We start from the raw sequence: 14,314 nt of genomic DNA on the forward strand, positions 1-14,314 counted from the left end.
GATCCGGCGATGATCAGAAGACAACGGTCGGCGGCGGGGGTCTGTGCTCTGCTCGCCGCTCTGGCGGCCGGGCTCGCGTTCCCCGCCGCAGCGGCCGCCGACGAGACGGACCAGACCGCTCCGAAGGTCGAACTGGTGCTGGACGTCAGCGGTTCCATGCGCGCCCGCGACATCGACGGCGGCACCCGGATGGCCGCGGCGAAGCAGGCGTTCAACGAGGTGCTCGACGCCACCCCCGAGGAGGTCCGGCTCGGCATCCGCACGCTCGGCGCCAACTACCGCGGCGACGACCGCAGGACGGGCTGCAAGGACACCGAGCAGCTCTACCCGGTCGGCCCGCTGGACCGGACCGAGGCCAAGGCGGCCGTGGCCACACTGGCGCCGACCGGCTGGACACCGATCGGGCCCGCGCTGCTGAAGGCGGCGCACGACCTGGACGGCGGTTCCGGCACCCGCCGCATCGTCCTGATCAGCGACGGCGAGGACACCTGCCAGCCGCTGGACCCGTGCGAGGTGGCCCGCGAGATAGCCGCCAAGGGCATCGGGCTGACCATCGACACCCTCGGCCTGGTGCCGGACGCCAAGACCCGCGACCAGCTCAGCTGCATCGCCGACGCGACCGGCGGCACCTACACCGACGTGCGGCACAAGGAGGAACTCTCCGACCGGGTCGGCGAACTGGTCGACCGGGCGGCCGATCCGGTGGTGACGCCGGTGGCGGCCGAGGGCGCCCAGCGGTGTGCCGAGGCGCCGACGCTCAAGTCCGGTCTCTACACCGACCGCGAGGAGTTCGGGCAGCAGCGCTGGTACAAGGTGGCCGTCGAGCCGGGCCAGGAGCTGCGCGCCTCGGTGAGCGTGGCGGCCGACCGGGCCGTCCACCCCGACTACGGCGTGCTGCTGCGGGCGGTGACCGTGCACGGGCGGGAGATCGTGCGCGGCGAGGCCGCCGGCACCGGCCGCACGGACGTCGTCTCCACCGGGCTGCGCTACCCGAAGCGGGAGAGCGAGGACGAGACCGCCGCGGCGGAGACGGTGTGCCTGCAGGTCACCAACTCCTTCTCGGCAGCCGCGGGCGTGAAGACCACGCCGGGCCTGCCGCTGGAGCTGACCGTCGACGTCGTGGACGGGCCGTCGGGCCACCACGACGTGGCCTCCTTCGGGCTCGGACGCGGCTGGTGGCTGCTGGGCGCACTGGTGCTGGCCGGCTTCCTCGCCGGTCTGCTGTGGGGCTGGCTGTCACGCTGGCGGGTCGCGGTCTGGAGGACGAACTGATGCGCATCACTTCAGCGTTGGGCGCCGCACTGCTGGCGCTGGGGCTGGCCGCGGGGCCGGCCGCCGCCGATTCCTCCCCGTCCCCGGGCGCCTCCGGCGACGGCGACGCGCCCACCCGGGCGGGCACCTCCTTCCGTACGGCGACGGAGATCGAACAGGGGCAGCGGGCCACCGCGTCCGGCTCCACCGGCGACTACCTGTACTGGTCGTTCCCGGCGGACACCGGGCAGCGCCCCACCGTCAGGGCGACGGTCAAGCTCCCCGGCAGGCACGGCTCCCAGACCTGGCAGCTCGACGTGTACGACGGACTGCGGCGCCGGCAGGCCTGCCAGTACGGCGCCCAGACCCGCACCGTCTCGCAGGGCGCCGCGTCGGTCGAGCTGGCCTGTGTGCTGCGCACGGTGCGCGGCTGGGCCGAGCCGTGGGCCAATGACCCGCTGCCGGGCACGTACTACGTCCGGCTGACCGTGGTGGGCCTCGGCGCCTCCGACCTCGGCCAGCCGGTCGGCGCGGACGTGCGGGTCGACGCCGAGGACGTCGGCGGAGCGGCGGCGGCCGACGGCTCGCTGGGCAAGCCGCTCGTCCCCGGGATCGCCGTGGCGCCCGAGGGCGACGAGGACGACGCGAGGACGGCGGTGCTGTCCAGCTTCGGCCGGGACGACGGCTGGTCCTCCGGCTGGTGGTCCGACCGCTGGGTGTGGACGGGGATCGGCGGAGTGCTCGCCGCGCTGGCCGGCATCGGCGGCTACGCCCTGACACGCGGGTCGGGACGCCCGCCCCGGGTGCCGCCGAACGCCTGAACCTGCCGAAGGGGCAGGCCCGCCGGTGGGCGGGCCTGCCCCTTCGCCCTCCCCCCTCGCCCTCCTCCACGTGGCCGAGGCGAGGATGCGGCCGCACCGCCACCAACGGGCGACGACAGGGCCGCACCCGGCTGCCCCGCTGGGCCCTCCCCACGCCCCACCGGGCGGCAAGCCGCGATACGGCCGTCCGGCGAACCGATCGCGCACACCGCACGCCGCGTCGGGACTGCCGCCGATGCGCCGCCCGCGGCCCCCTGCCTTCCCCGCCTGGGCGACCGCGCCCTCACCGCCTGCGGGTCCCGGCGCGGGGTCGGCGGCGGCGCGGGGCTGTCGGCGCCGGACCCGCCCCCGGACACCTCCGCCGGCAGCCGCGTCCTGAGTCCCGCGTGCCGGAGCCGGGCGCCCGGCGGAATTCAGGCTTCCCGCAGGGCCTTGGCCGGTGTGCCGTCCCCGGTGACCGTCACCCGCCCGGCCCGTACCGCTTCCCGCAGGGCCAGTTCCCCGCGGGCGACGGCCTCGCAGGTGGCCGCGTCCATCACCAGCCGCGCGCCGGCCTCGCCGGGTGCGGGCCCGTCGCCGTACGCCGCTCCCTCCTCGGAGCCGACGCGGAGGTGGAACTCGCCCTCCTCCAGGCCCACCTCGACGAGCCCCTCGCCCTCCAGCGCGCGCAGCAGCGGCAGGGCGAACCAGTGCGCGCGGACCGCGTCGGTGGGCCGCCGCTCCCCCAGCTCGCCTTCGCCCCACTTCCCGAGCGCCTGCAGCACGGGCAGCAACTCTCTTCCGCGGGCGGTCAGTTCGTACACGTACGCCGCGCCGGGCGGGGGCAGCCGCCGCCGGGTGGTGAGACCGTCCCGCTCCATGTCCTTCAGCCGGGAGGCGAGGACGTCCGTGCTCACGCCGGGCAGGTCCGCGTGCAGGTCCGTGTAGCGGCGGGGGCCGGCGAGCAGCTCCCGGACGATCAGCAGGGTCCAGCGGTCGCCGACGAGGTCGAGCGCGCGGGCTGCGGAGCAGTACTGGTCGTAGCTTCGGCGTGGTGGCATGGCACGCAGTCTAGACACGTTGTTGGACTTTCCAAGCTCCTACTTGGTAAAACCAAGCATCACGAGTTCCCGGAGGGGTGCATGGAGTTCCGGCAGTCGAACAAGCTCAGCGAGGTGTGCTACGAGATCCGCGGCCCGGTGATCGAGCACGCCAACGCGCTGGAGGAGGCGGGGCACAGCGTGCTGCGCCTGAACACCGGCAACCCCGCGGCCTTCGGCTTCGAGGCGCCCGAGGAGATCCTCCAGGACATGATCCGGATGCTGCCGCAGGCGCACGGCTACACGGACTCCCGCGGCGTCCTCTCCGCCCGCCGGGCGGTGGCCCAGCGCTACCAGGCCCTCGGCCTCGACGTCGGCGTGGACGACGTCTACCTCGGCAACGGCGTCTCGGAGCTGGTCTCCATGGCGGTGCAGGCCCTGGTCGAGGACGGTGACGAGATCCTCGTCCCCGCCCCGGACTTCCCCCTCTGGACGGCGGTCACCACCCTGGCCGGCGGCAAGGCCGTGCACTACCTCTGCGACGAACAGGCCGACTGGAACCCGGACCTGGCCGACCTGGCGTCGAAGATCACGGACCGCACCAAGGCCGTGGTCCTCATCAACCCCAACAACCCGACCGGCGCGGTGTACCCGAAGGAGGTCGTCGAGGGCATCCTCGACCTCGCCCGCCGGCACGGCCTGATGGTGTTCGCCGACGAGATCTACGACCAGATCCTGTACGACGACGCCGTCCACCACTCGGCCGCCGCGCTCGCCCCCGACCTGGTCGTCCTCACCTTCTGCGGCCTGTCCAAGACCTACCGGGTGGCGGGCTTCCGCTCCGGCTGGCTGGTGGTCACCGGACCGAAGCAGCACGCGAAGGACTACCTGGAGGGCCTGACCATGCTGGCCTCCATGCGGCTGTGCGCCAACGCGCCCGCCCAGTACGCCATCCAGGCCGCCCTCGGCGGACGCCAGTCCATCCGCGACCTCACCGTGCCCGGCGGCCGGCTGCACGAGCAGCGGACCGTGGCCTGGGAGAGGCTGAACGAGATCCCCGGCGTGTCCTGCGTCAAACCCAAGGGCGCGCTGTACGCCTTCCCGCGCCTCGACCCCAAGGTGCACCGCATCCACGACGACGAGCGGTTCGTCCTGGACCTGCTGCTGCGCGAGAAGATCCAGGTCGTCCAGGGCACCGGCTTCAACTGGCCCCGCCCCGACCACTTCCGCATCCTCACGCTGCCGCACGCCGACGACCTGGAGGCCGCGATCGGCCGGATCGGGCGCTTCCTCGGCGGGTACCGCCAGTAGCCCGCGCCCGTCTCCTCCCCGACGGCGCCCCCGGGCACAGCGGCGCGACCGGTCCGCCCGGCGGGGGCGGTGCTGCGCGCGGCCGCGGCTTCGTGACACGGTACGGTCATGGGTGATCTCCTTCTCGTCCGGCACGGTGAGACCGAATGGTCGCGGTCCGGGCGGCACACCGGCTCGACCGACATACCCCTCACCGAGCGCGGGCGGGACGAAGCGCGCCGGCTGGTCCCGTTGATCCGCTCGCACCGGATCGGGGCGGCGTTCGTCAGCCCCCTGCAGCGGGCCCGGGAGACGGCCCGGCTCATCGGCGTCCCGGACGCGCGGGTCGACGCCGACCTGCGCGAGTGGGACTACGGCGGGTACGAGGGCGTGACCACCGCCGAGATCCAGCGCGAGCGGCCCGGCTGGTTCCTGTTCACGGACGGGGTCGCGCCCGGCCCGCCGGACCACCCGGGCGAGACCGCGGAGCAGGTCGGTGAGCGCGCCGACCGGGTGCTGGCCAAGGCCGAAGCCGCTGTCGCCGACACCGGGGGGGCCGTCGTCCTGATCGCCCACGGCCACTTCCTCCGCGTCCTCACCGCCCGCCGTCTGGGCCTCCCGCCGCAGCAGGGCGCGCTCTTCCAGCTCGCGACGGGCACGCTGTGCCGCCTGGGCACGGAGCACGGGCGGCCGGTGGTGGCCGGATGGAACATCCGCCCACAGGGGTGACGGCAAGCGGCGACGGGGGACGGCTCGGTCACCGCCCGCCGCCGGCGGCCCGCGTGCGGCGCCGGCCCGTCGGCTCGCGGCGCCGGGCGTTGTCGGACCCGGTGCGTACCCTGCGAAGGGAGCCGCCTTCCGTCGCGGCCCGTACGCCCGGCCGGCGCCGGAAGGAGCAGCCCGTGACCCGACCGCCGACCGCCGCACAGCGGCGGGTGATCGAGGCCGCCGATCCGGTCACCGGCCGGCTGCGCGGCACGGAGGCGCAGCTGGCCGCGCTGGTGAAGCGGGGGCTGGCCTTCCGGCATCCTCGGCCGCCGCACGACCACTTCCTCACCCCGGCCGGCCACCGCGTGCGGGAGACGGCCCCCGAGGCGCCGGCCGGGCCCGCGGCGGACACCGGGGTGTTCGCGGCGCGCGTCGGCGGCGAGGAGGCGCCGCCCGCGTCCGGCCCGGACCGGCGGCGCGAGGTGCACAGCGCCTGGCAGGGGCTGCTGGAGCTGCGCCGGATGACGAATCCGGACGGGGCCGTAAACCGGCCGTGCGGCTGGGAGCGCACGCATCTGGTGCGGGCCGCCGCGCTCGCCCTGGAGGCGGCCGGGCACCGACCGGCGGGAGGGGACGCGGACGGCTACCGGGTGCGGGCGACCCCGCAGCCGGAGGCGGTCGCGGTGTACGCGCCGGACGCGGAGACGCTGGCGGACTGCGCGGGCACGCTGGAGCGGGCCGGCTGGCAGACGGGCGAGCACACCGAGCCGCGGACGCGGGTGCGCTATCTGCTGGCCTCGCCGCGGCGGGTGTGACCGGCGTGCCAGGATCGGTGCGTCGGAGTGGGAGTCGCGAGGAGGGCCGGCAGTGACCGAACCGTTTTCCGTGCGGGTGACCGTCCGGGGCTACGAGACCGATGTGCAGGGGCATCTCAACCAGGCCGTGTACCTCAACTACGCGGAGCACGCCCGCTGGTCGCTGTTGCAGGCGGCCGGGGTGAGCCAGGCGCGGCTGGTCGGCGCGGGCGTGGGCCCGGTGGCGCTGGAGACCACGATCCGCTACCTGCGGGAGCTGCTCGCCGGCGACGAGGCCGACGTCACCTGTGCGTTCGAGTGGGGCACCGGCAAGACGTTCCGGATCCGGCAGGAGATCCGCAAGGCCGACGGCACCCTGGCGGCGGAGATCACCGCGGTGGGCGGGATGCTGGACCTGAAGGAGCGCAAGCTGCTCGCCGATCCGCGGGAGGTGTTCAAGGAGCTGGCGGCGGACCTCGGCCCGCTCGGCCTGTAGTCCCGCCGGCCCTGCGCGTGCCGCCCTGCGGGGCAGGCCGTCGCCGCGGCCACGCCGTTCGGCTCGTCGCGCTCAGCCCCCGGCGGTGTTCCCGAAGGGGCCGGCGCCGGCGGCGTCCGGTCCGGCCGACCGCACGACCTCCCGCGCCGCCGGGGCGTGCCCGGGCGCCTCGTCCAGGTCGCAGGGCTCGGTCGTGAACCGAACCGGCCATCGAAACGCGCCCGACGCTGCGCGGGGCACCGGTCCCGCGGCCGGCCGCCGGCGGCCCGGGGTGCGCGCACCCAGGATCCGCAGCACGCTGAAGGCATGGGCGATCCGACGCCGCACCCGCACATCGTGGTCCACCCGCCCGCCCTGGACGGCTCCCGGCGCGTCACCGAGGGCGAGGCCGTGCTGGGGCTCGCCTCGCACCTGGACGACGTCGTGGAGATCCTGCGGCTGGCCGATCACGACCGGGTCGAGGTCGAGGAGAGCGACCTGGTCGAGTGGCAGGGCGGCGGCCCGGACGACTGGCCGGGCCTGTCCCGGCACGGGCTGTAGCCCCGGCCCGCCCCGCGCACCCCGCCACGGCTCGGCGGACGGCGCCCGGACGCCGGGCCGAGCCGCCGGCACGGCGCCGAGGGGCGGTCACCGCCCGTACCGCTCCCGCAGTTCCACCTTCCGCACCTTCCCCGACACCGTCATCGGGAAGGCGTCGAGGATCTGCAGGCGGCTCGGGATCTTGTAGTGCGCGAGCCGGTCGGCGCAGAAGGAGCGCAGCTCCTCCAGCGTGAGCGGGTCGGCGGGGTCGGCCGGGATGACGCAGGCGAGCACCTCCTCGCCGTACCGCTCGTGCGGCACGCCGACGACCTGGACGTCCCGGATCCTGGGGTGGGAGTAGAGGAACTCCTCGATCTCCCGCGGGTAGATGTTCTCGCCACCCCGGATGATCATGTCCTTGATCCGGCCGACGATCTCCACGTACCCGTCCTCGCGCATCACCGCGAGGTCCCCGGTGTGCATCCAGCGAGCCGCGTCGATCGCCTCGGCGGTCTTCTCCGGTTCGTTCCAGTAGCCGAGCATCACGCTGTAGCCGCGGGTGCACAGCTCGCCCGCCTCGCCGCGGGGCCGGGTCGCCCCGGTGGCCGGGTCGACGATCTTGACCTCCAGGTGGGGCAGGACGCGGCCGACGGTGCCGGTGCGGTGCTCCAGGTCGTCCTCGATCCGCGTCTGCAGCGACACGGGGGACGTCTCCGTCATGCCGTAGCAGATGGACACCTGCTCCATGTGCATCTCGGCGACGACCCGTTTCATCACCTCCACCGGGCAGGGGGAGCCGGCCATGATGCCGGTGCGCAGCGAGGACAGGTCGTAGGAGGCGAAGCCGGGGAGGTTCAGCTCGGCGATGAACATGGTCGGGACGCCGTACAGGGACGTGCAGCGCTCCTGCTGCACGGCCGCAAGGGTGGCCTCCGGGTCGAAGGACGGAGCCGGGATGACCATGCAGGCGCCGTGCGAGGTGGCCGCCAGGTTGCCCATGACCATGCCGAAGCAGTGGTAGAAGGGGACGGGGATGCAGATGCGGTCCTGTTCCGTGTAGGCGATCGCCTCCCCCACGAAGTAGCCGTTGTTGAGGATGTTGTGGTGGGAGAGGGTGGCTCCCTTCGGGAAGCCGGTGGTGCCCGAGGTGTACTGGATGTTGACGGGGTCGTCGCAGGACAGCTCCGTGCGGGGCAGGTCGGGGACCGCCCGCCCGAGCAGCGCCTGCCAGCTGGGGTCGCCGATGTACACGACCTCGCGCAGCTCGGGGCACCTGTCCCGGACCTGCTCGACCATCGCCCGGTAGTCGCTCGTCCTGTGGCGGAGGGACGAGAAGAGCAGGCGCACGCCCGCCTGGCGCAGGACGTACTCGACCTCGTGGGTGCGGTAGGCCGGGTTGATGTTGACCATGATCGCGCCGATCCGGGCGGTGGCGTACTGGACCAGCACCCACTCGGGGCAGTTGACCGCCCAGATGCCCACCCGGTCCCCCTGGGCGACGCCGGCGGCCACCAGGGCCCGGGCCAGTTCGTCGACGGCCGCGCCGAATTCGGCGTACGTCCAGCGCCGCCCCGACGGCACGTCGACCAGCGCCTCGCGGTCGGGCCACTTCGCCACGGTCCGGTCCAGGTCGGCGCCGATGGTGTCGCCCAGCAGGGCGGTCGGACTCGTCCCGTGCGCGTACGACAGGTGCGGTGTCACCGGAAGTCCTCCTCGCGGTACTCGTTCTGCGATCCCCGGGCGGTGGCCTCGCGCAGCTCGATCCGGCGGATCTTGCCGGACACGGTCTTGGGCAGCGCGCCGAACTCCAGCCGCCGGATGCGCTTGTAGGGTGCGAGCACCGCACGGGAGTGCTCGAAGATCGCCTTCGCCGCCTCGGGTCCGGGCTTCCAGCCCTCGGCGAGCACGACGTACGCCTTCGGCACGGCGAGCCGCAGTTCGTCCGGGGCGGGCACGACCGCCGCCTCGGCCACCGCCTCGTGCTCCAGCAGCGCGCTCTCCAGCTCGAACGGGCTGACCTTGTAGTCGGAGGCCTTGAAGACGTCGTCGCTCCGCCCGACGTAGGTGAGGTACCCCTCCTCGTCCCTGGAGGCGATGTCCCCGGTGCGGTAGTAGCCGCCCGCCATGACCTGGGCCGTCCGGTCGGGGTCGCCGTGGTAGCCGGCCATGAGGCCGACCGGCCGCTCGGACAGGTCGAGGGCGATCTCGCCCTCGGCGGCGCCGGGCGCGCCGGAGACCGGGTCGAGGAGCTCCACCCGGAAACCGGGGCTGGGGCGGCCCATCGCTCCGGTCTTCAGCCGCTGGCCGGGGCTGTTGGAGACCTGCACGGCGGTCTCGGTCTGCCCGAAGCCGTCCCGGACGGTGACGCCCCAGGCCCGCCGGACCCGCTCGATGACCTCCGGGTTGAGCGGTTCCCCGGCGGCGACCGCCTCGCGGGGCGGGGTGCGGAGCTGGCCGAGGTCGGCCTGGATGAGCATGCGCCACACGGTCGGCGGGGCGCAGAAGGTGGTGACGCCGGCCCGGTCCATCTCGGTCATCAGCCGCGCCGCGTCGAAGCGGGTGTAGTTGAAGACGAAAACGGTCGCCTCCGCGTTCCACGGGGCGAACAGATTGGACCAGGCGTGCTTGGCCCAGCCGGGCGAGGAGATGTTCAGGTGGACGTCGCCGGGGAGGAGCCCGATCCAGTACATGGTGGCCAGGTGCCCGATCGGGTACGAGGTGTGGGTGTGCTCGACCAGCTTGGGGCGGGCGGTCGTCCCCGAGGTGAAGTACAGCATCAGCGGGTCGTCGGCCAGGGTGGGGCCGTCAGGGAGGAACTCGGCGGGGGCCGTGTACGCGTCCTCGTACGGCTCCCAGCCCTCCTCCGGCAGGCCGCCGACCGAGATCCGGGTGTAGGCGCCGGGCACCTCGGCGAACTTGGCGGTGTCCTCCGCCCGGACGATCACGTGCCGCACCCGGCCCCGGTCGACGCGGTCGCGCAGGTCGGCGGGGCCGAGCAGCGGGGTGGCCGGGATGACGACCGCGCGCAGCTTCATCGCGGCCAGGGCCGTCTCCCACAGTTCGGCCTGGTTGCCGAGCATCACGAGGATGCGGTCCTCGGCCGCGACCCCGCGCTCGCGCAGCCGGCGGGCCACCCGGTTGGACCGTTCGGCCAGCTCGGCGAAGGACAGCCGGGTCCGGGTGCCGTCCTCCTCGACGATGTGCAGGGCCGTGCGGTCGTTGCCCGCGGCGATCACGTCGAACCAGTCCAGCGCCCAGTTGAAACGCGCGGGCCGGGGCCAGCGGAAGCCCTCGTAGGCGGTGGCGTAGTCCTCGCGGTGTTCCAGCAGGAAGTCCCGCGCACTCCTGAAGGCGTCGGTCGCCGTCGTCATCTGTCCTCCTCGGTACCGGACCATTGCCGGGCGGCTCTCTGGCATCGTCTAATCCGTGATGCGGGTCTCACTACCCCCGAACGGGGGTGTGGGCGGCCGAAAGGGCGGACAGGTGACGGCGGACGCGGTGGGCGCAGTGGAGATCGGCGGCGCGCTGGCCCGGCTGCGGCGTGCGACCGGGCTTCCGGTCGCCTTCGGCGGGCTGGTCGATCCCGGGCGCCCGCAGATCCGGATCAGCGAGCTGAGCGGCACGGCCACGGCCGCGCTGCGTTCGCTCGCGGTGACCTCCGGCAGCGGACTCGGCGGGAAGGCGGTGGCGCTGGCCCGGCCGTGCGCGGTGACGGACTACTCCAGCTCCCGCCAGATCAGCCACGAGTACGACGCCCCGGTGGCGGCCGAGGGCATCCGCGCGGTGCTCGCGGTCCCGGTGGTGGTGCGGCGCCGGGTGCGCGGGGTGCTGTACGGGGCGCTGCGCTCGGCCCAGCCGCTCGGCGACCGCACGCTGGGCGCGGCCGTGGCCGCGGCGCGGGACGTGGAGCAGGCACTGGTGGTGCGGGACGAGGCGCGGGGGCTGCTGGCGGCGGCCCGGCCGGAGCCGGGCGGCGCCGCCCGGGACACCGGCGGCGCCGCGTGGGAGCAGGTGCGCGAGGCGCACGCGGCGCTGCGGGCGCTGGCCCCCCGGATCGCCGACCCGGAACTGCGGGCGGAGCTGCTGGCCGCGTGCGGGCTGCTGACCGCGCCGGCGCGGGCCGGGGACGCGACCCTGGCGCCGCGTGAGCTGGACGTGCTGTCCTGGGTGGCGGCCGGGGCCACCAACGCGGCGGTGGCCGAGCGGCTCGGCCTGAGCCCGGAGACGGTCAAGGGCTATCTGCGCTCCGCGATGCGGAAGCTGGGCGCGCACACGCGAGGAGAGGCGGTGACCGCGGCCCGCAGGGCAGGGCTGCTGCCGTAGCGCGAAGGCGGGTGCGGAAACCCGCCATTCACACGGCGGCGCTTTGTCGTTCCCGCCGCCCGGCCGTCTGTCGTATTCCTCACCACGGCTTCCGTCCGCATTTCAGGGATCCGTGCCTAGTATTTGGCCCGGACACGACACACGAGGGGAGCGGTGACCGTGCGACGGGACTTCCAGGAGCCTGCCAGGTGCCGCCCCGACCTGGTCATCGGCCGCGAGGAGCTGTTCGCCGGCGCCCGTGAGCAACTCGCCATGGGGGCCAGTGTGCTGCTCCACGGTCCCGCCGGAATAGGGAAATCGACGGTCCTGCGGGCATTGGCCGAGGAATACGGCGCCACCGGGCGCAGGGTGTTGCGCTGTTCGGCGACGGAGTCCGAATCCCATCTGCCCTTCCTGGCCCTCGCCGACCTGTTCGGCCTGGTCCTCGACGACGTCGCCCCGCGGCTGCCCTCCGCCCAGCGCACCGCCCTGGAGTCGGCGCTCACCGGCCGCGGCGAGTCCAGCCTCCGGCGCGACGGCCTCGCCCTGCGCCTGGCGGTGCTCTCCACGCTGCGCACCCTGGCCGACCGCGGGCCCGTCCTGGTGGTCGCCGACGACCTGCAGTGGCTCGACCCGGCCAGCGCCGAACTGCTGGGGTTCGCCGCCCGGCGCCTGGAGGGCACCGCCGTGCACCTGCTGTGCGCGGTGCGCACGGAAGGACAGCACAGCCAGGAGTACGACCGGCACCTGCGCTCCTGCCCGCCGGACACCCTCGCGGTCCGGCTCGGCCCGCTCTCCCGCCCCCAGGTCGCCCGGCTGCTGGAGCACCGCGGCCACGGCGGCCTGCCCCGCTCCACGGTCCGCGACATCCACCGCACCAGCGGCGGCAACCCGCTGTTCGCCCTGGAACTGGGCCGCGCCCTCGCCGAGAGCCCCACCCCGCCCCGGCCCGGCGAGCCGCTGCCGGTGCCGACCTCGCTGCGCGCCCTGGTGCTCAGCCGCCTGGACATGCTGTCGGTGGAGGCCCGCCGCACCCTGCTGGTGGCCAGCGCCGGCGCCCGGCCCACCCCGGCGCTGCTGCACGTGGCCGGCCGGGTGAACGCCGAGGCGGAGTGCGCCCAGGCCGCCGAACTCGGGCTGCTGGCCACCGAGCCCGACGCCCCGGCCGTACGGTTCGCGCACCCGCTGATCTCCGCCGCGCTGTACGCGGAGGCCCCCGCCCACGAGCGGCGGGCCGTGCACGCGGCGCTGTCCACCGCCGCCTCCGACCCGATCGAACGGGCCCGGCACCTGGCCCTGGCCACCACCGGCGCCGACCCCGAGGTCGCCGCCCGGCTCGCCGAGGCCGCGGCCCTGGCCCGGGACCGGGGAGCGCCCTCCGTGGCCGCCCAGCTCGGGCTGCTCGCCGCCCGGCACACCCCGGCCGACGGCGTCCCGAGCCCGCAGGAGCGCCGGCTGACGGCCGCGGAGGACGCGATCACCGCAGGCGAGGTCGACCTGGCCCGGGACATCGCCCGTGAGGTGCTGACCCGGGCGACCGTGCCCGCCGACCGGGTGCGGGCCTGGATCGTCGTCATCGACACCGCCGGCCACACCATGGCCGAGGTGGACGCCGTCTTCCCGCAGGCCCTCGCCGACGCCGGCGACGACCCGCGGCTGCTGGCCCTCGTCCACTACCAGCTGGCCTGGCGCGCGCTGATCGTGGAGGGCGACTTCACCGAGGCCCGGGAGGCCGCCGCGCACGCCGCCGAGCTGGCCGCGCGCGGCGGCGACCGGCGCACCGAACTGCTCTCCCTCGCCTTCCAGGCGCAGACCGAGACCCTGATGGGCCATCCGGAGGCGCCCCGCACCATCAAGCGGGCCCTGACGGAACCCCAGGACCCGCGGGTGGCCTGCCACCACAACGGCGCGGGCAGCGCCCGGTTCCGCTGGCTGGTCATGGGCGACCGGCTGGCCGAGGCCCGGACCACGGTGACCGCGCTGCTGCGCGAGGTGCGCCGGCGCGGCTCGGTGGAGAGCGAGGTGCACTTCCTGCGCGGTCTCGCCGAGACCGAACTGCGCGCCGGGCACTGCGGGCGCGCTCTCGACCTGGCCCGCGAGGGCCTGCGGCTCGCACGGGACTCCGGCATCGGGGAGACCGCCTCGGCGATGCTCACCTCGCTCGCGGAGGCCTCCGGCGGCGATGTGGACCGGGCGCTGGCCCTCGCCCGGGAGGCGGTGGAGCACGCCGAGGAGGACGGCGACCAGATGTACCTCTCCCGGGCCCTGGGCGCTCTCGGCCACGCGCAGCTGGTGGCCGGGGACCCGGCGGGCACCGTGCGCTCGCTGCGCCGGGTGCGCCGGCTGGAGCTGGGCCTCGGCATCACCGACCCGGCCCGCGGCCGCTGGCAGGGCGATCTGGCCGAGGCGCTGGTCCGGATCGGTGAACCGCTCGAGGCGCAGGACGTCATCGACGTCAGCCGGGCGCACGCGCTGCGGCTCGGCCGCCAGAGCGTCCTCGCCGTCCTGGACCGGTCCGAGGCCCTGGTGCGCGCCGCCCGGGGCGACCGGGAGGCGGCGCTGGCCCAGCTGACGTCCGCTCAGGACCGGCTGGGCCAGTTGGGCTACGGACTGGAGGAGGCGCGGGCCGCGTTCGCGCGGGCCCGGCTGCTCGGCAGGCGGCCGGGAGCGGCGGCCTTCGAGGAGGCCGCCCGGATGTTCCGGCGCTGCCGGGCGCTGCCCTGGCTGCGCCAGGTGGACGAAGCCCTGGCCGCCCCGGAGCCGCCGCCGGCGCCGGCGGCGCCGTCCCGGCCGGACGCCCTGGACGTGCTCGCGGCGACGGAGCGTCAGGTCGCCGCGCTGGTCATGGAGGGGGCGACCAACCGGGAGATCGCCGCCCGGCTGTTCATCAGCGTGAAGACGGTGGAGGCGACCCTCACACGCGTCTATCGCAAGCTGGGGATCCGATCGCGTGTGGACATCGTCCGATTGGCGGCGGCTCACCGCGCACCCTGAGCGCCGCTCTTGTTAACTGAACCGGACCGAGGGTTTTCCCTCACCCGACCCCCTAGGGGGTTCCCTCATTGGGAGCCGAGGGTTCCGGGTCCTAGCGTGAAGGGCGTGCCGCTCGCCCGG

Annotated in this window: 12 protein-coding genes; 9 read left to right on the plus strand and 3 right to left on the minus strand. The window is 74.8% G+C overall.

What is annotated here, in order from left to right:
* The first annotated feature begins 9 nt into the window (after positions 1-9).
* The gene (locus tag ABZ261_RS00600) at positions 10-1,272 is read left to right on the plus strand and encodes a VWA domain-containing protein (RefSeq protein WP_356854364.1); all 1,263 of its coding nucleotides are present in this window, start codon (positions 10-12) and stop codon (positions 1,270-1,272) included.
* Positions 1,272-2,072 carry a hypothetical protein gene (locus ABZ261_RS00605; protein WP_356854365.1) on the plus strand — a complete coding sequence of 267 codons (801 nt, stop codon included), beginning with the start codon at positions 1,272-1,274 and terminating at the stop codon, positions 2,070-2,072. The genes ABZ261_RS00600 and ABZ261_RS00605 overlap by 1 nt, the downstream gene beginning before the upstream one ends.
* Before the next feature lie 413 nt (positions 2,073-2,485).
* Here the strand turns inward: ABZ261_RS00605 and ABZ261_RS00610 are convergent, their stop codons facing one another.
* A complete protein-coding gene (locus ABZ261_RS00610; protein ID WP_356854366.1) occupies positions 2,486-3,112 on the minus strand; it encodes a helix-turn-helix domain-containing protein in 627 nt (208 codons plus the stop codon).
* 81 nt (positions 3,113-3,193) lie between these two features.
* Here ABZ261_RS00610 and ABZ261_RS00615 point away from each other — a divergent pair, with 81 nt between their 5' ends.
* From ABZ261_RS00615 to ABZ261_RS00635, 5 genes are all read left to right on the plus strand, one after another.
* Complete coding sequence (locus ABZ261_RS00615; RefSeq protein ID WP_356854367.1) at positions 3,194-4,402, plus strand: pyridoxal phosphate-dependent aminotransferase; 1,209 nt, start codon at positions 3,194-3,196, stop codon at positions 4,400-4,402.
* 108 nt (positions 4,403-4,510) lie between these two features.
* Positions 4,511-5,110 (plus strand): histidine phosphatase family protein, encoded by a 600-nt coding sequence (locus ABZ261_RS00620; RefSeq protein ID WP_356854368.1) that lies wholly within the window; start codon positions 4,511-4,513, stop codon positions 5,108-5,110.
* Positions 5,111-5,283: 173 nt separating this feature from the next.
* Entirely contained in the window at positions 5,284-5,904 is a 621-nt protein-coding gene (locus ABZ261_RS00625; protein ID WP_356854369.1) for a hypothetical protein, read from the plus strand.
* Positions 5,905-5,956: 52 nt separating this feature from the next.
* Entirely contained in the window at positions 5,957-6,379 is a 423-nt protein-coding gene (locus ABZ261_RS00630; RefSeq protein WP_356854370.1) for an acyl-CoA thioesterase, read from the plus strand.
* Positions 6,380-6,685: 306 nt separating this feature from the next.
* Positions 6,686-6,919 carry a hypothetical protein gene (locus ABZ261_RS00635; protein ID WP_356854371.1) on the plus strand — a complete coding sequence of 78 codons (234 nt, stop codon included), beginning with the start codon at positions 6,686-6,688 and terminating at the stop codon, positions 6,917-6,919.
* Between the two features lie 87 nt (positions 6,920-7,006).
* Here the strand turns inward: ABZ261_RS00635 and ABZ261_RS00640 are convergent, their stop codons facing one another.
* Together ABZ261_RS00640 and ABZ261_RS00645 are read right to left on the minus strand one after the other, a co-directional pair.
* Positions 7,007-8,599, minus strand: a complete 1,593-nt coding sequence (locus ABZ261_RS00640; protein ID WP_356854372.1) for an AMP-binding protein — start codon at positions 8,597-8,599, stop codon at positions 7,007-7,009.
* Positions 8,596-10,269 (minus strand): AMP-binding protein, encoded by a 1,674-nt coding sequence (locus tag ABZ261_RS00645; protein WP_356854373.1) that lies wholly within the window; start codon positions 10,267-10,269, stop codon positions 8,596-8,598. The genes ABZ261_RS00640 and ABZ261_RS00645 overlap by 4 nt, the downstream gene beginning before the upstream one ends.
* A gap of 112 nt (positions 10,270-10,381) precedes the next feature.
* On the opposite strand from ABZ261_RS00645, the gene ABZ261_RS00650 reads away from it, so the two are divergent.
* Both ABZ261_RS00650 and ABZ261_RS00655 read left to right on the plus strand, forming a co-directional pair.
* Complete coding sequence (locus tag ABZ261_RS00650; protein WP_356854374.1) at positions 10,382-11,221, plus strand: helix-turn-helix transcriptional regulator; 840 nt, start codon at positions 10,382-10,384, stop codon at positions 11,219-11,221.
* Between the two features lie 153 nt (positions 11,222-11,374).
* Complete coding sequence (locus tag ABZ261_RS00655) at positions 11,375-14,194, plus strand: AAA family ATPase (protein WP_356854375.1); 2,820 nt, start codon at positions 11,375-11,377, stop codon at positions 14,192-14,194.
* Positions 14,195-14,314 lie beyond the last annotated feature (120 nt).

The organism is Streptomyces sp. NPDC006193, assembly GCF_040613915.1.
Classification (GTDB): domain Bacteria; phylum Actinomycetota; class Actinomycetes; order Streptomycetales; family Streptomycetaceae; genus Streptomyces.

Excerpts from the sequence above, each read along its gene's own strand:
- ABZ261_RS00600 (WP_356854364.1), top strand. The coding sequence starts at position 10 with ATGATCAGAAGACAACGGTCGGCGGCGGGGGTCTGTGCTCTGCTCGCC.
- ABZ261_RS00605 (WP_356854365.1), top strand. The coding sequence starts at position 1,272 with ATGCGCATCACTTCAGCGTTGGGCGCCGCACTGCTGGCGCTGGGGCTG.
- ABZ261_RS00610 (WP_356854366.1), bottom strand. The coding sequence starts at position 3,112 with ATGCCACCACGCCGAAGCTACGACCAGTACTGCTCCGCAGCCCGCGCG.
- ABZ261_RS00615 (WP_356854367.1), top strand. The coding sequence starts at position 3,194 with ATGGAGTTCCGGCAGTCGAACAAGCTCAGCGAGGTGTGCTACGAGATC.
- ABZ261_RS00620 (WP_356854368.1), top strand. The coding sequence starts at position 4,511 with ATGGGTGATCTCCTTCTCGTCCGGCACGGTGAGACCGAATGGTCGCGG.
- ABZ261_RS00635 (WP_356854371.1), top strand. The coding sequence starts at position 6,686 with ATGGGCGATCCGACGCCGCACCCGCACATCGTGGTCCACCCGCCCGCC.
- ABZ261_RS00645 (WP_356854373.1), bottom strand. The coding sequence starts at position 10,269 with ATGACGACGGCGACCGACGCCTTCAGGAGTGCGCGGGACTTCCTGCTG.